Consider the following 18,501-nt stretch of genomic DNA (forward strand, 5'->3'; position numbering starts at 1 on the left):
GATGCGGGCGTCTTCGCCGCCCCGGGGGGTTGCGCTCCCGGCCCGGGCACGCCACCTCTGCTCTGTCCGGCAGCCGGACGCCCCGCGCCAGTGCCGAGCATTCCGCAATGTCGCGGAACCGGCATCCGAATCCCGTATAAGCGTCCCCGCATGCAGCCGATTCTCTCCATCCGCCATCTCTCCAAGACCTACGCCTCCGGCCTGACCGCGCTGAAGGACATCACGCTGGACATCCGGCGCGGCGAGATCTTCGCCCTGCTGGGGCCGAACGGCGCCGGCAAGACGACGCTGATCAGCATCGTCTGCGGCATCGTCAACCCGTCCTCGGGCACGGTCACCGCCGACGGCCACGACATCGCTAGGGATTACCGCGCCGCCCGCGCCGATATCGGCCTGGTGCCGCAGGAATTGACCACCGACGCCTTCGAGACGGTCTGGGCCACGGTCAGCTTCAGCCGCGGCCTGTTCGGCAAGCGCCCCAACCCCGCCCATATCGAGAAGGTGCTGCGCGACCTCTCGCTGTGGGAGAAGAAGGACGCCAAGATCATGACGCTGTCCGGCGGCATGAAGCGCCGGGTGCTGATCGCCAAGGCGCTCTCGCACGAGCCGCGCATCCTGTTCCTCGACGAGCCCACCGCCGGCGTCGACGTCGAGCTGCGCCGCGACATGTGGGGCGTGGTGCGGGCCCTGCGCGAATCCGGCGTCACCATCATCCTCACCACCCATTATATCGAGGAGGCGGAGGAGATGGCCGACCGGATCGGCGTGATCCGCAAGGGCGAGCTGATCCTGGTGGAGGAGAAGCACGAGCTGATGCGCAAGCTCGGGCGCAAGCAGCTGACGCTGCACCTCGCCGCCCCGCTCGCGGCGATCCCGCCGGGCCTCGCCGCCCACAGGCTCGAGCTCGCCGCCGGCGGCGCCGAGCTCGTCTACAGCTACGACACGTCGGCGGCCGAGACCGGCATCCCCGCCCTCCTGCAGGACCTCGCCGCCGCGGGCATCGCTTTCCGCGACCTGCACACCGAGCAGTCCTCGCTGGAGGACATCTTCGTCAGCCTGGTGAGGGGGACACGATGAATTTCCAGGCGATCCGCGCCATCTACCGCTTCGAGATGGCGCGCACCGGGCGCACGCTCCTGCAGAGTATCGTCTCGCCGGTGCTCTCCACCTCGCTTTATTTCGTGGTCTTCGGCTCGGCCATCGGCGCGCATATGACCGAGATCGGCGGGGTGAGCTACGGCGCCTTCATCGTGCCGGGGCTGATCATGCTGGGGCTGCTCACCCAGAGCATCTCCAACGCCTCCTTCGGCATCTATTTCCCGCGCTTCGTCGGCACGATCTACGAGCTCCTGTCCGCCCCGGTCTCGGCCATCGAGATCGTCGCCGCCTATGTCGGCGCGGCCGCCACCAAGTCGGTCCTGCTCGGCCTGATCACGCTGGCGACGGCGGCGCTGTTCGTCGACATCCGCATCGAGCACCCCGTCTGGATGCTGGCCTTCCTCCTGCTCACCGCCGTGACCTTCAGCCTGTTCGGCTTCGTCATCGGCATCTGGGCCGACAATTTCGAGAAGCTGCAGCTGGTGCCGCTGCTGATCGTCACGCCCCTGACCTTCCTCGGCGGCAGCTTCTATTCCATCGACATGCTGCCGCCGTTCTGGCGCGCGGTGACGCTGTTCAATCCGGTGGTCTATCTCGTCAGCGGCTTTCGCTGGAGCTTCTACGGCAAGTCCGACGTCGGCGTGGAGCTGAGCCTCGCCATGACGCTGGTGTTCCTGGCCCTGTGCCTGGCCATCGTCACCTGGATGTTCAGGACGGGGTATCGGCTGAAGAGCTGAGGCGCGCGTGGAATGCCGACCTCGCGATATCGACGGCGTGTCCGTCGCAGTTCGCGACGTCCAGGCGGGAATCACTCCGAAAAGTCAATTGCAGCAATAGCTTGGGTTGCCCCCTGATGGACAGCTGGCTCCGGATGCCCTATCTTGAGTGGACGAGGACATTCGAAAATGGCGATCACCATCGATCTTCCTCCCGAGATTGAGGCAAACCTCGCGGCGCGCGCCGCAGCATCGGGGGTGTCGCTGCACCAGTACCTGCTTCACCTGCTGGAGGAGCAGGCGCCCGTTCGTCCGGACGCCCCTCTTTCGCCGGCCGAGCGCGCCGCCCTGTGGCGGCAATCCGCCCTGAACCTGCCGCGTACGCGCCCCCTTCCGGATGCTGCCATCAGCCGCGAAGCCATCTACGAACCTCGCGGTTGAATGGCAATCCTCGTCGACACCAACGTTCTGTTGCGTCGAACGCAGCCCGATCACGAAAGCCATATCTCGGCAATCGAGAGCGTCGCCTTGCTGCTCGCCAGCGGCGAGCCTGTGCATTTTGCACCACAGAACATTGCCGAGTTCTGGAACGTCGCTACGCGACCCGCGATCAACAACGGGCTGGGCCTTTCCACCGTGCTGACGCTCGCCGAAGTCACCAAGATCGAACAGGCACTGATCCTGCTGCCCGACCTCCCCACCGCCTATGCCGAGTGGAAGCGCCTGGTTGCCGCCCATGGCGTGATAGGCGCCAAGGTGCACGACGCCCGCCTCGTCGCCACCATGATCGTCCACGGCGTCGATCGCATTCTCACCTTCAACACGGGTGATTTCGCGCGCTTCCCGGTGAGCGCCGTTCATCCCGCCTCGATTCTCGCGGCACCGCCAGCGCGCTGAGGCCCTTGCGCACAGGATCCGGACGGGTGAACGATGGGCTGCATTCCAGCCGCACCGGACCCTCCGGGCGGCAGCTGCGACGGATGGCCCGGGCGACAGGCTTCGCCCTGTGCGCAGGCCGCCGGGAATGGCTCGAGACGAAGGCCGCATGGATCGCTTCAACCTCGGCGCCTATCGGCGTCCCATCTCCACCCGCTCCGCCGAGACCCAGCGCTGGTTCGATATCGGCCTGAACTGGTGCTACGGCTTCAACCACGAGGAAGGCATCCGGTGCTTCGAGAAGGCGCTGGACACCGACCCCGGCTGCGCCTTCGTGCACTGGGGCATCGCCTATGCGGCTGGCCCCTTCTACAACCTGACCTGGAAGGAGCACGGCGAGGCCGAGGCGGACAGCGCGACGAGGCGCTGCTTCGAGCATGTCCGGCTGGCGCGCGCCAACGCGGCGTCCGCCAGCGCGGTGGAAAGACGGCTGATCGAGGCGCTGGCTTGCCGCTTCCAGAAGCCGCGCCGGGTGACGCCACAGGAGTTCGCGCGGTGGGACGACGCCTACGCCGCCGAGATGCGGCAGGTCCATGCCAGCTTTCCCGATGATCCTGACGTGACGGCGCTGCTGGTCGAGGCGCTGATGATGCGCACGGTCCGGCGCCTGTGGAACCTCAAGACCGGTGCGCCGGCCGAGAATTCGGATGTGGTCGAGGCGCTGGAGGTTTGCGAGCGGTCGATCCGGCTCGCCGACGCAGCCGGCACCGCACAGCACCCGGCGATCCTCCATCTGCACATCCACCTCCTGGAAATGTCGACCATGCCGGAACGCGGCATGCGCTCGGCGGACCTGCTCGGCGACATGTGCCCGGATGCCGGGCACATGAACCATATGCCCGGCCATATCTACGTGCTGTGCGGCGAATACGAGAAGGCCAGGCTCGCCAGCGAAAAGGCGGTTCGCGCCAACGACCTCTATCTCGCCTATGCCGACGAGCCCACCTATTACCTGCTCGGCTGCTGCCACGACCTGCATCTGATGATGTTCACCTGCATGTTCCTTGGCCAATGCAAGCCGGCGCTGTGGGCCGCCGACAAGGTGCGCAGCCTGGTGACGCGCGAGGTGGTCAGCCTTCCCGGGCGGCCCAAGCTCACCCAGACGGTGGAGGGCTACCACGCCATGAAATCGCATGTGCTGGTGCGCTTCGGCCGCTGGCACGACATCATCGACGAGCCGATGGTCGAGGAGCCGGACCTCTATGTGCTGACGGTGGCCATGCAGCACTACGCCAAGGGTGTCGCGCACGCGACGCTCGGCCATTTCGCCGAGGCGGAGCGCGAGCGCGACCGGTTCCACCGCCATCTCGAAGGCATTGCGCCGGAACGGCGTTTCCTCAGCAACCCGACCCGGGCTTCGCTCGGCGTCGGCGCAGCTCTTCTCGATGGCGAGCTCGCCTATCACCAGGGCCGGCATGACGAGGCCTATGCCCATCTCAGGCGAGCGGTCGAGCTCGACGACAATCTGTCCTACACCGAGCCCTGGGCGTGGATGCACCCGCCGCGCCATGCGCTGGCCGCGCTGCTGCTCGACCAGGGCCATCGCGAGGAAGCCGAGCAGGTCTATCGCGACGACCTCGGCCTGAGCGGCACGGTGCAGCGCTGCGCCCAGCACCCCGGCAATGTCTGGGCGCTGCATGGGCTGGTGGAGTGCTTGAGGCTGCGCAACGAGACCGAGGACCTGCCGGCGCTGCAGGCAAGCCTTGCCAGGGCGCTGGCCAAGGCAGACGTGCCAATCAGCTCATCGTGCCTCTGCCGGACGAGCGTGCAATCCGAGCGAAGCTGCTGTCGCCCGACGACATTCTAGAGACTGGTCGCAAGCGTCATGCCGCCTGCGACCAGGCGTGGCGCCGCAGCGCCGCGACCGAAAGCTCGGCCTCCGGGATGGCCACGCCGTCGCAGGCGCCTTTGCGGAAGACGACGACCCTGTCGGCGACGTCGAGCAGTTCCTCCTCCTCGCTCGACACGACCAGCACGGATCCGCCGGACCGCGCGAAATCGGCGATGATCTCGTAGATCTCCGCCTTGGCGCCGATATCGACGCCCTTGGTCGGCTCGTCGAGCAGGAGCAGCCTCGGCGCCTGCAGGAGGGCGCGCGCGAAAAGGACCTTCTGCTGATTGCCGCCCGAAAGCGCGGTGATCGGCTGGCTGACATCGCCGCGGATCGGTACGCGGCCGAGCGCCGCCGCGGCTGCCTTGCGCAGGGCGCTCCAGTTCAACAGCCCCGCGGAGAGGTAGCGTTCGAGCACCGGCATCAGCACATTGTCGATGGAGGTCATCTGCGGGATGAAGCCGTCCGACTTGCGCTCCTCCGAGAGGAAGGCGACGCCGGCGGCGATGGCGCGCTCGGGATCGGCCGGTGCAAAGGCCTTCCCGCCGAGGACCATCGTCCCCTCCGGCGCCGCCTCGACGCCGTAGACCGTGCGCAGGAAGCGCGAGCGGCCGGAGCCGATCAGGCCGTAAATGCCGAGCACCTCGCCGGCACGGACCTTCAGGCTCACACCCTGGAGGCCGTTTCCGGCCAGTCCGCGAGCCTCGAAGACGACATCGCCGGCGTCCTTGCCGCCGAGCCCGGCCCCGCGGGAGTGCCGGTGCCCCTGCCCGGCCGACGGCATCCCGTCCTGGCCGGCGCCGACGATCGCTTCGACGACATCCTCGCGTCCGATCCTGTCGGCGTCGCCGGAAAGGACGACCTGACCGTTGGACAGGCCGACGATCCGGTCGGCGACGGCGAAGACTTCGTCGAGCTTGTGGTCGATGAAGAGAATGCCGATGCCGCGCTCTCGCGCCAGCCGCCGGATGACGACCAGCAATTCGTCGATCTGCTTCTGCTCGAGCGCCGTCGTCGGCTCGTCGAGCAGAAGGAAGCGGGCATCGCGATGAATGGCCCGCGCCACCTCGAGGAGCTGCCTGTGGGCGACGGAAAGACCGGCGACCGGATCGCCGGCGGTGGCAGGAATGCCATATTCGAGGCAGAGCGCGTCGGCCGCCCGGTTCATGGCCCGGCGGTCGAGCAGCGGGCCGTTTTCCTTCTCGACGCCGAGAAACAGGTTTTCCGCCACCGTCAGCTCGCCGATCAGGCTGAGCTCCTGGTAGACGCAGGCGATGCCCGCCATGCCGGCCTCGGCCGGAGACGCAAAGATGACAGGCCGGCCGTTGATGCTGATCGAGCCCGCGTTCGGCGTCTCCGCGCCGGAGAGCAGGCGCAGCAGCGTCGACTTGCCGGCGCCGTTGTGGCCGACGAGCGCCACGACCTCGCCCGCCGGGATGTCGAGGCTGACATCCGTCAGGGCTTTCGTGGCGCCGTACCATTTGGAGGCGCCGACCACGGCCAGGGTCCCACGGGCGCTCATCGGCCTGCTCTTCGTTCGTGCCAGTGTTGTGCTCCCGACGCTTGATTCCCAACCATTGTGTCGGAAGCACAACACAAAGCATTGAACCAGCTCGTGTTCCGGGCTGCCGGTTCGGAACGAACCGTCAGAGTCGGAACACTAGATCAGCCGACTTCGCCGGGGCCGGGCGTCTGGCCGTTCAGGAAGATCTTGAGCGGCTGCAGCACCTCCGGCGCCACCTCCTGTCCGCCGAGATATTTCTTGAGGTTCTCCAGCGCGATCCGCGCATAGTCGGCCGGCTCCTGGGCGGCGCAGGCGGCATAGGTCGCGGTCAGTGGCGTGTCGGCGGCGCAGAAGGCGTAGAGCTTGACGCTGTCGGCCTTGCCCTGCTGCGTGATGGCCTGGAGGGCACCGACGGCGCCGGGGCCGGTGTCGGCCCAGATGACATTGATGTCGGGATGGCCCTGCAGCAGGTCGCCGGTCACCTGCAGGCTGACATTCGGGTCGACCTTGCTGTTGACCGTGGCCACCACCTTGGCGTTCGGGTTGCGGGTGACGACGTCCGAGAAGCCCTTGTCGCGCTGGTTGGTCGGAATCTGATCGGGATCGCCGACGATGCCCACCACGATGGTGGCCTTGTCGCCGAGGTCCTTGAGGACCTGCTCTCCGATCTGCTTGCCGCCCGCGACCTGGTCCGCGCCGACATATTGGACGAAGGAAGCGCCCTGCGCCTTGAGGTCGTCGGCCGAGACGATGACGTTGACCGTGAACACCGGGATGCCGGCCTCGTTCAGGGCCTTCACGCTCGCGGCGCCCGGGCCGGAATTGACGGCGTTCAGCACCACGGCGCAGACGCCCTGCTGGATGAAGGCTTCCACCTGGGAGAGCTGGTTGGAATCGCTGTCGTTCGCGATGGCGACGTTGATGCCGTAGCCGAGCGCGGCGCCATGCTGCTTGAAGCTGTCCTGCATCGCGATGTAGTAGGGGTTGACCGTGTTCGGCAGCGCCACGCCGATGGTCGGCTTCGCCTCGCCGCAATTCGCCGGCAGCTTCGGCGCGGCGATGGCGGCCCCATTCAGGAGCAGCAGGCCGGCGGCGAGCGCGCCGGCGCCCGTCAGCATGAATTTGCAGGTCCTCATCGTTCTCCTCCTTGGTTTTTGGGCTCGTGTGAAGCGATCGGGCCCACGAGCTAGGCCGGACTTCCCGGGTCTGCCCGGCTTGCGGGGACGGATGCGGCAGTTGCGGGGCGTGGCAGCGCGGCGCGCTCGGCCGGTGCCTTTCGAAGCAGGCGCCTCGAGCTGCTGGCGCGCCGGTAGGTATCGAAGGTGACGCCGAGAAGGATGATCAGGCCGATGACCAGGGACTGCCAGTAGCTCTGGACGTTGATGACGTTCATGCCGTTGCTGACGACCGCGATGAGGACCGCGCCGATCATGGCGCCGAGCACCGTGCCGACGCCGCCGAACAGGGAGACTCCGCCGACCACCGCGGCCGCGATGGAATAGAACAGCTCGTTGCCCGTGCCGGTGGCGGGGAAGCCGACCATCAGGCGGGAGGTGGCGACGAGCCCGCCCATGCCGGCGCAGAAGCCGCTGATGCCGTAGGCGCAAAGCGTGGTGCGGGCGACATTGACGCCGGCGAGCCGCGCCGCCGCGCGGTTTCCGCCCAGCGCATAGATATGGACGCCGCGCCGGGTCATCCTGAGGAAGATGCCGGCAATGATCGCGGCGACGGCGATGAGCACCACCGGCATCGGCACGCCGAACACCCGCCCCTGACCGATCAGGGCGAAGCCGATCTGGCGCACCGAGATGGACTGGGCACCGGTGATGATCAGCGGGATCGCGAGCGCGACGCCCTGGGTCGAGAACGTCGCGATGAAGGCGGGAATCCGCAGGAAATGGATCAGCGCGCCGTTGATCAACCCCAGGGAGGTCGCGGCCGTCAAGGCGAGCAGGACCGCGACCGGCCAGGGCAGTCCGAGCTGCATCAAGAGGGCAGCGAGGACGCCGGTCATGCCGATGGTCGCGCCGGTCGAGAGATCGATGCCGCCGGTGAGGAGGACGAAGGTCTGGCCGAGGGCGAGAAAGGCGATGACCGTGCCGTTGACCAGAAGCACGAAGGCGTTGCTGACGGTGCGGAATGACGGCGAGATCAGGCTGAGGGCCAGGATGACGGCCAGCAGGACCAGAAAAATGCCGATTTCCTCGGGGGAACGGCGCCGTCCTGCGGGCGTGGCGGCGGAGGGGGGAAGAGGAGACGCCATCTCAAGTCGAGCCCTGTGATCGGGTTGCGCCGAATGCGGCGGCGGCCTGCCGGTAGGCCTGCCTGACGGCGGCGCCATCCGTGCCGGCAGGCTCGGCCGCGATCTCGAGGCGCGGCGCCCAGGCCGCGGCGACCTGGTCGGTCGGGGCTGCGGACAGGGCGGCGGCCGCCTGCACGGCGGCACCGGCCGCGGCGGCTTCGGTGAGGGAGCCGATCCAGACGGGGCGGCCCGTCAGATCCGCCAGGACTTGCCGATAGGCCTTCGAGCGGGCGGCGCCGCCCGTCAGGATGAGGCGCCCGTCCTGCGGCACGCCGTGGCGCGACAGGATGTCTCCGCCTTCCAGCAAGCCGCAGAGCACGCCTTCGACCGCTGCCCGCGCCATCCCCGCCCGCGTCAGGTTCGACCGCAGGCCGAGAAGCGTTCCGGTGGCGTCCGGCAGGTTCGGGGTGCGCTCCCCGTCGAAATAGGGCAGGAGCACCAGTCCTTCGGCTCCGGGCGGGGCGCTCAGCGCCAGCTCGTCGAAGGCCTCGAAGGAGAGGTCGAGTAGCCGGCGGACGGCATCGGTGACCTTCGCGGCGTTGAGCGTCGTCACCATGGGCAGGAAGCCGTTGGCGGCGTCGGCATAGCCGTTGATCGCGCCCGACGCATCCTGCACGCCGGTGCGGCATCGGCCGTAGATCGTTCCGCTGGTGCCGAGCGAGATGACGGTGTCGCCCTCCCGCACGTTCAATCCGAGCGCCGCGGTCATGTTGTCGCCGGTTCCGGCTCCGACCACCGCGCCGGCGAGGGCGCCGAGGCCTGCATCCTCGCACACGATGCCGGCGCGTGCGTTCGAGGCCACGATATCAGGTAGCTTGGCCCGCCAATCGATGCCGGGGACGGCGAGATCGGCCAGCTCGAAGTCCCAAATGTTGTCGAACGGGTTGAAGTAGCCGGTGCCGGAGGAGCCGCCACGTTCGGTGACGGCGTGTCCGGCGAGGCGGAAGACGAGGTAGTCGAAGGGCAGCATGATGTGCCGGGCCTTGGCGACCAGCCCGGGGTGGTTGCGCTCGGTCCAGGCGAGCTTCGAGACGGTGAGCGCCGGAGCGGGCACCGACCCGGTGCGCCGGGCCCATTCCGCCGCCGGCCATGCCGTCAGCAGGCGCTCGGCATCCGCTGCGGATTGCGTGTCGTTCCAGAGCTTGGCGGGCCGCAGCGAGCGCCCGGCTTCGTCCAGCATCACCAGGCCATGGCCCTGCCCGCCGACGGAGAGGGCGGCGATGCGCGGCAGGTGGTGCTTCAGCTGCGAGAGGCAGGCCTCGAGCGCCTCCCGCCAGGCCTCCGGCACCTGCTCGCTGAGCGGCGGCGTGGTGGGCGGATGTGGCGCCCTCGCTTCGGCGACGACCGAGCCGTCGTCCAGCCGGCGAAGCTGCACCGTGCAGGACTGCGTTGAGGAATCGATGCCTGCGACCAGATCCCGCGCCATGGTCAATCGTCCGGCTGGATGACGGCGAGCCGTTCCAGGCTCGTCGCCGCGTCGCGCCCGACGGCGCCGGAGGGATGGGTGTAGAGCAGCCGCTCCCAGTCATAGTCGCGGCTGACCCGGCCGATCTCGGCGAGAGCGTCGAGCAGGGCCGAGATGGCGAGCGAGCTGCCGGTCGCCACGACGGCGCCGAGATCGGCATCGTCGTCGAGCGCAAAGCAGATGACGTGATCGGCGATGGCCGCCAGCGGGGACTCGGCCGCGGCGGTGACGGCGATCACCCCGGCGCACAGAGGCTTGGCCCGCAGGCAGAATTCGTTGAGCTCCTGGGAGCCGCCGCCCTTCGAGAGGGCGAGCACGAGATCCTGCGCCTGCAGCACGCCGAGCCCGCCATGCAGGCCGTCGGCCGGGGAGAGATAGAAGGCGGGCGTGCCGCAGACCGACATCAGGTGGGCCGCCCGGGCAGCCACGGTGCCCGATGTGCCGCTGCCCGTGATCAGGACCTTGCCCGAGCCGGAGGCGATTGCACGCGCGGCTCCGACAAAGCCGGCATCGATGGCGTTGGCGACGGCGCTTACGGCGCGGCCGTCGGCCGCGATCACCGTCCTCGCCAGCTCGATCAGCTGATCGTCGCGCAACACAGGCACGCGGCTGCCTCCCGATGGACTTGTTGTTCTCCGTCGGAGGATAGCGGGGAGCGTGCCCATGTCAAGAGAGCGTATATCCGCTCAAATGAGCGTTATAATCGGGACGAGCAAAGCCCGCAGCCGAGGCGCCGGTTTCGCTCGCCGCTGAACGGGAAGCTCAGGTCAGCAGGCGCCGGGCGACGCCCGCATCGGTGACCAGGACGTCGATCCAGTCGCCGCGCAGGACGGCGGCGATGGCGCCGGCCTTCTCCAGCCCGCCGCCGATGCCGATGACCTGCGGAATGCGCCGCAATTGCTCGGCCGTGATGCTGAGGCCCTGCTCGTCGAGCTTGCTCGGGGTTTCCCGCCCCTCCCGATCGATGAGCGTGCCGCAGACATCCGCCACGACGCCGGCGTCGAGGGCCTCCTGGCGCCAGGCGGCGGGAAAGCCCGAGCAGAGGCACGACTCGGCCGGGGTCCAGGAGCCGATGCCGACGACGAGAACATCGATGCTCCCGTATTTCTGCATGGCGGCCGCCACGGCGGATTCCTGCCGCAGACGCTGCGCCAGCGTCGGGTCTTCGGTCCACATCGGCCCGTAGATGGGGTAGGCCTTTCCGCCGCCGAGACTGCTCAGCCGATGCACCAGCTCGACCGGATTTTGCGCGATTTCAAGGCCGCCGGGGGCCCCGGCAACCTGGACGACGTCGACCTTTGGCAGATGCACGAGTGCCTTGGCCATCGCCGCGAGCGTGCGGCCCCAGGCGACGCCGAGCGTCTGACCGTCCTCCAGCGTCTCGTCGAGCAGGGAGGCGGCAAGATTGCCGAGCGGTGCCGTGAGGGCGCTGGTGGACAGATCCGGCCCCTCCAGGACCAGCACGGCCCTGAGCCCGTATTTGGTGCGGATGGCCTCGCCGAGCTCCGCGTTGAGATCGTCCGGCTCGGTGATCACGAATTCGATGATCTTCTGCTCGATGGCGGCGTCGATCAGGCGGGCGACCTTGAAGCGCGAAATGCCCAGTTCGTCGGCGATCTGCGACTTCGTCTGCTGCCCGAGGAAGTAACGGCGGGCGGCGAGCGCAGCCTGGACACGCTGCAGGGGGCGACGGGGCATGGTGAAGCTCGGGAGCGGGAACGAGGCACGGACGCGAAGACATGCCCGCGGCGACCCCGTTGTAATCCCTCTGCGCTCATATGGACAAGACTGCGCACGAATGAGCATCGGCCGCACGGCGGGGTGATGCGCCTGGCCATGACGCTGGCGTTCCCGGCCCAGAGCCCCGCCATCTCGATGTTCGAGACGGGCTGCCGGCGTCGCCGAAGCGGACGTCGGTGCGCCCTTCCTGTCACCACGGGATCGTGCCGTTTTCCCAGCGCGTGAACGTCCCCGTCGGGCCATCCGCGCCGAGCAGCGCAACCCGCACCGCCTCGCGGGCGCCCTGCTCGAGGGTCTCCGTGCCCGCATATCCGTTGAGGTTCGTCCTGGTGAAGCCCGGGGAGACGGCGTTGACCTTGATCCCCTCCGGCTCCAGCTCGATCGCCATGGCAACCGTCAGGGCGTTGAGAGCCGTCTTGGACGCAGGGTAGACGGGGCCGAAGATCGAGCGGTAGGCGAAGGCCGGATCCGAGTTCGCCGTCAGCGACCCGACGCCGCTCGACACGTTGACGATGCGGGCCTCCGGCGCTTCGCGCAGGAGCGGCAGCATCGCCTGGTAGACGGCGAGAACGCCGAACACGTTGGTATCCCACACCGCACGCATCTCATCGAGCGACACGGTGCTCGGGCGCGTCGTCTTCGCGTACTCCTCGATGGACTGGCCGGGCAGCCTGTTCGTGTTGGAGATCGCCGCGTTCTGGACGAGCACGTCCAGGCGACCGAACTCGGTGCGAACCCGCTCGGCGGCGGCGGCGATCGAAGCCCGGTCCGTCACGTCGAGCCGGAGCGCGTGGGCGCCCGGGCCGATCTCCTCGGCCGCGGCCACGCCGCGCTCGAAGTTGCGCGATCCGACCAGCACGGTGAAGCCGTGCGCGACGAGATCCCTGGCGATCTGAAGGCCGATTCCCTGATTGGCCCCAGTGACCAGGGCGACGGGTTTGTCCGGCATCGTCATCTCCTTCGAAAGGGTGCTGTCCGGTCCGGCGATCGCCCGGGTTGGCGGGCTATCGGCGCGAATCTTCGGATCTACGCGGCCGCACGTTCGGCGGCAGGCCGGCGGCGCAGATCGGCCTGCAGGATCGCCGGCGGATTGTAGGCGGCCTCGTTCAACGCGATATCGGTTCCGGGCCGGGCGATCCGATCGATCCCGTCGAGAACGTCGTCGCCGAGGCGAACCTCGGCACCGGCGAGCAGATCGTCGAGATGCTGCATCGTGCGCGGCCCGAGAATGGCCGACGTCACGCCGGGATGGGCCATCACGAAAGCCATCGCCATGTGGGTGAGCGACAGCCCCGCCTCCTCCGCCAGCGGGATGAGCTGCTCGACCGCGTCCAGGCTGCGCTCGTCGGACATCTGCCTGGGGAAGTATTTCACCCGCAGGCTGTCGGGCAATGGCTGTCCCTTGCGATACCGGCCCGTCAGCATCCCTTTGGACAGCGGGCTCCAGACCATCACGCCCATGCCATGGCGCTGGCAGGTCGGCAGCATGTCCCGCTCGATGCCGCGGTCGAGGATCGAATAGGGCGGCTGCTCGGTGCGGAAGCGGGCGAGCCCGCGCCGCTCGGCGACCCACTGCGCTTCGACGATCTCCGACACCGGGAAGGTCGAGGAGCCGATGGCGCGAACCTTGCCAGCGCGCATGAGATCGGTGAGCGCCGACAAGGTCTCTTCGATGTCGGTGTCCGGCGCCGGCCGATGGATCTGGTAGAGGTCGATATGGTCGGTCTGCAGGCGACGCAGCGAGTTGTCCACCGCCTGCATGATCCAGCGCCGCGACGTGCCCTGCTGGTTTGGATCGTCGCCCATCGGCCCGTACACCTTGGTCGCAAGCACGATCCTGTCGCGCCGCCCCTTGAGGGCCTTGCCGACGATCTCCTCGGACTCGCCGGCGCTGTACCGATCGGCCGTGTCGATGACATTGATGCCGAAGTCCAACGCCTTGTGGATGATGCGGACGCAATCCTCGTGATCGGGATTGCCCCCACCGCCGAACATCATCGCGCCCAGGCAATACGGACTGACCTTGATGCCGGTTCGGCCCAACGAACGATACCGCATTGCCGTCTCCCTGTGCGTCGATCTGGCCAGGATCGCCCTGCCGCGCTATAGAAACCAAGTGGAACCGTGTTCCGATTTTATACGGAACAACGTTCCGTTTTGCAAGCGGGCTGTGATCGGGTGAAGGACGGATCGAAGAAGCAGGACGAGGGGGCGAAGCCTCGCGGGAGCACGGACCGGCCCGTGCGCGCGGACGCCCAGCGCAACATCGACACTTTGCTCCAGACGGCGATGGCGGTGTTCGCAACCTCCGGAGTGGACGCTCCCGTCCGCGAGATCGCCGAGAAGGCCGGCGTCGGCGTCGGGACGGTCTACCGCCACTTCCCGCAGCGCGCCGACCTCGTCGCGGCCGTCTTCCGTCGTGAGATCGATGCCTGCGCCGACGCCGCGCCGGCTTTTGCTGCCGGACACGCGCCGGCCGAGGCGCTGGCGCGATGGATGCAGCGTTATGCGGCCTTCATCGGCGCCAAGCGCGGGCTCGCCAAGGCTCTGCACTCGGGAGATCCGGCATTCGACAGCTTGCCCGGCTACTTCGACCAGCGGCTCCGCCCCGCCCTTCGCACGCTTCTCGAGGCCGGGGTCGCCGCCGGCGAGATCCGCGCCGATGTCGATGCCGACGACCTTCTGGGCGCGGTGGCGAGCCTGTGCATGTCGACCCACAATGCCGGACCCAGCCGCGCGGAGCGCATGGTCGCTCTCCTCGCCGACGGGCTGCGCCATGGCACGAAGCCATCGGCGGGGACGCCGTCCTGACGGGAGCCGTCATGCCACCGTCGCGTTCAACGCCGGCCGGCGGCAATGAAAGCTGCGGGCCGCACCATCTTCGCCGCCGGCGGCGGCTCCCGGCTCATGGCGAGGAGCCGCTCGGACATCTCGGCGCTCGACGTCCTGATCGAGAGCTATCGCGCGGCTGGGCTTTCATCGGCGTGAAAGGCGGCAGCTTCATGCCGATGCCGGCCCGACGGGATCCTGCTGCCCGACCTGCCCTCCGCCTGTTCCGCGTGGAAGCGCCTGATTGCCACCCACGACGTGATGGGCGCCGAGGTGCACGACGCCCGCCTCGTCGCCACCATGATCGTCCATGGCGTCGACCGCATTCTCACCGTCAGCACGGGAGATTTCGCGCGCTTCCCCGTGAGCGCCGTTCATCCCACGTCGATTCTCGCGTCACCGCCGGCGCGCTGAAGCGTCGCTCCACGGGCTGAAGAGCTGAGCGGCTCACGCCTTCAGCGCGGCCAGGATCGGCCGTGCTCCTTGATCGATGTCGGCCGCCATGGCCGCCCGCGCGCCGGCGCCGTCGCGGTCGCGCAGGCAGGCGATCGCCTTGAAATGGGGGTGCTCCGCCCGGGCCCAGACCTGCGTGCGGCCGGCGTAGAAATGGTTGAGCGTCGGGCCGCATTGCAGCCACAGGCCCTCGATCATGCGGACCAGCACGGGCAGCCGGCTGAGACGGCACAGCGCGAAGTGGAATTCCTCGTTGAGCGCCAGGGCCTCTTCGAGGTTGTCCGCGTCCTGCGCTTCGAGATGCCGGTGCTGCAGGCGCGCCAGCCGGTCGATATCGGCGGGCGCCGCCTCCTGCGCCGCCCGCTCGGCCGCCATGCCCTCGAGCTCCATGCGGATGTCGCGGATCTCCTGATATTGCCGGCGTGTCAGGTCCGGCACCATGACCGTGTTGCGGTGATCGAGCACCAGCGCCTGCTCGGAGGCCAGCCGAAACAGCGCCTCGCGCACCGGCGTGGTGCTGATGCCGAGCTCGGAGGCCAGCGTGCGCGACACCAGCCGCTCACCCGGCTTGAGCCGGCCGCGCATGAGGTAGCGCCGGACCTCCTCATAGGCGCGCTGGCTGAGGCTGCTGCGCTCGAGCGGGGCGAAGCGCTCCCCCTCCCGCCCGTCGTGCTCGCTGATCTGATTGTTCGACATTGACACCCGGCAATCTTGTTATAACATGCAACACATAACATAAAATCCCACGGGGAGGAAGGCTGCAGCCATGAATTCGGCCAGCACCATGAGCACGGCGGGCTCGAACCGGACCGTGGCGGACCGCATCGCCGAGGCCTTTTCCCGCCACGGCGTTTCCGTCGTCTTCGGGCAGAGCATCCCGACCGCCTTCCACCTCGCCGCGCCCCATCACGGCATCCGGCAGGCCGCCTACCGGGCCGAGAACGCCGGCGGCATCATGGCCGACGGCTATGCCCGCATCGCCAACCGCGTCTCGGTCGTCACCGCGCAGAACGGCCCCGCGGCGACGCTGCTGGTGCCCCCGCTTGCCGAAGCGCTGAAGGCCTCGGTGCCTGTCGTGGCGCTGGTGCAGGACGTGCCGGCGGCGCAGGCCGACAAGAACGCCTTCCAGGAGTTCGACCATGTTCGCCTGTTCGACGCCGTCGCCAAATGGGTCCGCCGGATCGAGCGGCCCGAGCGCGTCGACGACTATGTCGACATGGCCTTCACCGCCGCCGCCTCGGGCCGCCCCGGGCCGGCGGTGCTGCTCGCCCCGGCCGACGTGCTGAGCCTGCCCGCCGGGCCTGCTCCGGCCCGCCAGGCCAGCCTCGGCCGCTTTCCCGTCGACCGCGCGGTCGCCGATCCCGCCCGGATCGCCGAGGCCGCGGCGCTGCTGGCCGGCGCCCAGGCGCCGCTCCTCGTTGCCGGCGGCGGCGTGCATCTATCCGCAGCCACCGCGGCCCTCGCTCATCTGCAGGAGGCCTGCTCGCTGCCGGTGGCCACCACCGTCATGGGCAAGGGCACCGTCGACGAGACCCATCCCCTGTCTCTCGGCGTGATCGGTTACTTCATGGGCCCGGGCAGCCGCACCCGGGCCATGCGTCCCCTGGTCGAGGAGGCCGACGTCATCCTGTTCGTCGGGGCGCGGACCAACCAGAACGGCACCGACAGCTGGTCGCTGTTCCCGCCTGAGGCCCGCTACATCCATCTCGACGTCGACGGCGCCGAGGTCGGGCGCAACTACGAGGCGCTGCGGCTGGTCGGCGATGCGCGGCTCACCCTGGAAGCCCTCGCCGAGCGGATGGGCGACCTCGACCTGTCGCGCCGCGCCCGGGCGCGGGCCGAGGTCTCAGAGGCGATCGCGACCGCCCTGCGAGACTGGCGCAACACCATCGAACGCATCACCACCGAGGACCGGCGCCCGATCCGTCCGGAGCGCCTGATGGCCGAGATCGACGCCGTGCTGACGCCGCAGACCATCACCGTGGCGGACGCGAGCTATTCCTCGATCTGGATCGCCAACTATCTCACCGCCCGCGGCGCCGGCCAGCGCTTCCTGACGCCGCGCGGCCTGGCGGGGCTGGGCTGGGGCCTGCCCTTCGCCATTGGCGCCCAGTTCGCCGAGCCTGCCCGGCCGGTGATCTGCGTCAGCGGCGACGGCGGCTTCGCCCATTGCTGGGCCGAGCTCGAGACGGTGGTGCGCCACAAGCTGCCGATCGTCATGATCGTGCTCAACAACCAGATCCTCGGCTACCAGAAGCACGGCGAGACCGTTGTCTTCAACGCCTATACCGACGCGGTCGACTTCGTGCCGGTCGACCATGCCGCGATCGCCCGGGCCTGCGGCTGCGAGGGCGTACGCATCGAGGATCCCGCCGAATTCGGCCCGCGGCTGCGCCAGGCGATCGCAGCCCGCAAGCCGGTCCTGTTCGACGTGATCATCGACGAGGACGCACATCCGCCGATCACCGGCTTCGGCGACCGCTTCGCATCGCCGTTCTGAAACGGCGCCGGAATGGCGCTGCACGACAACGACAACAAGCCAGGGAGGGAACGATGGGCAGGACGGAAGACGGAACTTCGCGCAACGGCAGGCGGCGACGGGCCTTGCTGCTGGCGGCGCTCCTCACCGCGACGGGCCCCGCCTTCGCCGCGGACGAGTACCGCGGCCCCACCGAGCCCGCCAAGGCACCGCCCGGCATCAAGCTGGCGATCGTCTCCTGTGCGGCGTCGCTGAAGGGCTGCCAGATCCCGGCCGAAGCGGCGGCAGAGGCGGCCAAGGCCATCGGCTGGCAGACGACGATCTTCGACGGCAAGGCCAACCCCAAGACCCAGTCCAGCGCCATGCTCGACGCGCTCGCCTGGGGCGCGAACGTCATCATCTCCAGCTCGATCGACTATCGCAGCATCCAGCTCGCCCTCGGCCAGGCGAAGAAGGCGGGCGTGCCCGTCGTCTCGGTCGGCCAGGGCGGCGACACGCCCAATGCCCTGCCGGTGCTGGAGCCGGGCCAGCTCGCCTGGGCCTTCGCCATCGATCCCGACAATCTCGCGCTCGGACGGGCGATCGGCGAATGGATCGTTAGGGATGCCGGCGGCAAGGCCAATGTCGTCGCCTTCAACGACAAGGAGTTCGATTCCGTCGACACCCAGCACAAGGGCATCATGGAGGTCTTCGCCAAATGCGGCGGCTGCACCGCCGACGAGCAGTCCTTCTCCGCCAACCAGATCGCCACCAATCTCGGCCAGCAGGTGGTGGGCTATCTGCGCGCCCACCCGGCCGTGACCTATGTCTACATGCCCTACGACCCCGCCGCCTTCGCCGTCGCGGCCGCCCTGCGCCAGGCGGGCCTCGGCAAGCGGGTCAAGCTCGCCAGCCTCCTCGGCGACGAGGAGAACCTCGACCTGATCCGCCGGGGCGACGTCCAGGTCGCCGACGTGGCGTTCGACACCACCTATGAAGGCTATGCCGCGGTCGACCAGATCATCCGCCATCTCAACAAGCAGCCGCTGTTCGAGCCGCACGGCGAGAATGTGCCGATGCTGGTGCTCGACAAGACCAACCTGCCGGAGAAGGGCAATTGGGTCGCCTCGAGCGGCTACAAGGAGAAGTTCCTCGCCCTGTGGAAGTGA

Annotated in this window: 19 protein-coding genes; 10 read left to right on the forward strand and 9 right to left on the reverse strand. The window is 68.6% G+C overall.

Annotated features, from left to right (window positions below):
• The first annotated feature begins 150 nt into the window (after positions 1-150).
• From QO011_RS24400 to QO011_RS24420, 5 genes are all read left to right on the forward strand, one after another.
• Positions 151-1,077 carry an ABC transporter ATP-binding protein gene (locus QO011_RS24400; protein ID WP_307277746.1) on the forward strand — a complete coding sequence of 309 codons (927 nt, stop codon included), beginning with the start codon at positions 151-153 and terminating at the stop codon, positions 1,075-1,077.
• Positions 1,074-1,835: an ABC transporter permease gene (locus QO011_RS24405; protein WP_307277747.1), complete on the forward strand. Its 762-nt coding sequence runs from the start codon at positions 1,074-1,076 to the stop codon at positions 1,833-1,835. The genes QO011_RS24400 and QO011_RS24405 overlap by 4 nt, the downstream gene beginning before the upstream one ends.
• Before the next feature lie 168 nt (positions 1,836-2,003).
• On the forward strand, positions 2,004-2,255 hold the full coding sequence (locus QO011_RS24410) for a hypothetical protein (protein WP_307277749.1): 252 nt from the start codon (positions 2,004-2,006) through the stop codon (positions 2,253-2,255).
• A complete protein-coding gene (locus QO011_RS24415) occupies positions 2,256-2,711 on the forward strand; it encodes a type II toxin-antitoxin system VapC family toxin (protein ID WP_307277750.1) in 456 nt (151 codons plus the stop codon). It abuts the gene before it with no gap.
• Positions 2,712-2,859: 148 nt separating this feature from the next.
• Positions 2,860-4,557 (forward strand): tetratricopeptide repeat protein, encoded by a 1,698-nt coding sequence (locus QO011_RS24420; protein ID WP_307277755.1) that lies wholly within the window; start codon positions 2,860-2,862, stop codon positions 4,555-4,557.
• 16 nt (positions 4,558-4,573) lie between these two features.
• Here the strand turns inward: QO011_RS24420 and QO011_RS24425 are convergent, their stop codons facing one another.
• The 8 genes from QO011_RS24425 to QO011_RS24460 all read right to left on the reverse strand — a co-directional run bounded on the left by QO011_RS24425 (position 4,574) and on the right by QO011_RS24460 (position 13,650).
• On the reverse strand, positions 4,574-6,103 hold the full coding sequence (locus QO011_RS24425; RefSeq protein ID WP_307277758.1) for a sugar ABC transporter ATP-binding protein: 1,530 nt from the start codon (positions 6,101-6,103) through the stop codon (positions 4,574-4,576).
• A 143-nt stretch (positions 6,104-6,246) separates the two neighbouring features.
• Complete coding sequence (locus QO011_RS24430) at positions 6,247-7,221, reverse strand: substrate-binding domain-containing protein (protein WP_307277760.1); 975 nt, start codon at positions 7,219-7,221, stop codon at positions 6,247-6,249.
• A 50-nt stretch (positions 7,222-7,271) separates the two neighbouring features.
• Complete coding sequence (locus QO011_RS24435) at positions 7,272-8,348, reverse strand: ABC transporter permease (RefSeq protein ID WP_307277763.1); 1,077 nt, start codon at positions 8,346-8,348, stop codon at positions 7,272-7,274.
• Between the two features lies 1 nt (position 8,349).
• Positions 8,350-9,813, reverse strand: a complete 1,464-nt coding sequence (gene xylB, locus QO011_RS24440; RefSeq protein WP_307277766.1) for a xylulokinase — start codon at positions 9,811-9,813, stop codon at positions 8,350-8,352.
• A 2-nt stretch (positions 9,814-9,815) separates the two neighbouring features.
• Positions 9,816-10,457 carry an SIS domain-containing protein gene (locus QO011_RS24445; RefSeq protein ID WP_307277768.1) on the reverse strand — a complete coding sequence of 214 codons (642 nt, stop codon included), beginning with the start codon at positions 10,455-10,457 and terminating at the stop codon, positions 9,816-9,818.
• Between the two features lie 157 nt (positions 10,458-10,614).
• The gene (locus tag QO011_RS24450) at positions 10,615-11,550 is read right to left on the reverse strand and encodes a sugar-binding transcriptional regulator (protein ID WP_307277772.1); all 936 of its coding nucleotides are present in this window, start codon (positions 11,548-11,550) and stop codon (positions 10,615-10,617) included.
• 232 nt (positions 11,551-11,782) lie between these two features.
• Positions 11,783-12,547 (reverse strand): SDR family oxidoreductase, encoded by a 765-nt coding sequence (locus QO011_RS24455; protein ID WP_307277775.1) that lies wholly within the window; start codon positions 12,545-12,547, stop codon positions 11,783-11,785.
• Positions 12,548-12,618: 71 nt separating this feature from the next.
• Complete coding sequence (locus QO011_RS24460; RefSeq protein ID WP_307277777.1) at positions 12,619-13,650, reverse strand: aldo/keto reductase; 1,032 nt, start codon at positions 13,648-13,650, stop codon at positions 12,619-12,621.
• Positions 13,651-13,770: 120 nt separating this feature from the next.
• On the opposite strand from QO011_RS24460, the gene QO011_RS24465 reads away from it, so the two are divergent.
• The 3 genes from QO011_RS24465 to QO011_RS24475 all read left to right on the forward strand — a co-directional run bounded on the left by QO011_RS24465 (position 13,771) and on the right by QO011_RS24475 (position 14,835).
• A complete protein-coding gene (locus QO011_RS24465) occupies positions 13,771-14,403 on the forward strand; it encodes a TetR/AcrR family transcriptional regulator (protein WP_307278190.1) in 633 nt (210 codons plus the stop codon).
• Between the two features lie 45 nt (positions 14,404-14,448).
• Positions 14,449-14,580, forward strand: a complete 132-nt coding sequence (locus tag QO011_RS24470; protein WP_307277782.1) for a hypothetical protein — start codon at positions 14,449-14,451, stop codon at positions 14,578-14,580.
• A 102-nt stretch (positions 14,581-14,682) separates the two neighbouring features.
• Complete coding sequence (locus tag QO011_RS24475) at positions 14,683-14,835, forward strand: hypothetical protein (RefSeq protein ID WP_307277784.1); 153 nt, start codon at positions 14,683-14,685, stop codon at positions 14,833-14,835.
• Positions 14,836-14,868: 33 nt separating this feature from the next.
• Here QO011_RS24475 and QO011_RS24480 read toward each other — a convergent pair whose 3' ends face one another.
• Positions 14,869-15,570, reverse strand: coding sequence for a GntR family transcriptional regulator (locus QO011_RS24480; protein WP_307277786.1), 702 nt, complete (start codon positions 15,568-15,570; stop codon positions 14,869-14,871).
• 70 nt (positions 15,571-15,640) lie between these two features.
• Here QO011_RS24480 and QO011_RS24485 point away from each other — a divergent pair, with 70 nt between their 5' ends.
• Both QO011_RS24485 and QO011_RS24490 read left to right on the forward strand, forming a co-directional pair.
• Entirely contained in the window at positions 15,641-17,374 is a 1,734-nt protein-coding gene (locus tag QO011_RS24485; protein WP_307277788.1) for an acetolactate synthase catalytic subunit, read from the forward strand.
• 53 nt (positions 17,375-17,427) lie between these two features.
• On the forward strand, positions 17,428-18,501 hold the full coding sequence (locus QO011_RS24490) for a sugar ABC transporter substrate-binding protein (protein ID WP_307277790.1): 1,074 nt from the start codon (positions 17,428-17,430) through the stop codon (positions 18,499-18,501).

It is taken from the genome of Labrys wisconsinensis, from assembly GCF_030814995.1.
GTDB classification, from domain to species: domain Bacteria; phylum Pseudomonadota; class Alphaproteobacteria; order Rhizobiales; family Labraceae; genus Labrys; species Labrys wisconsinensis.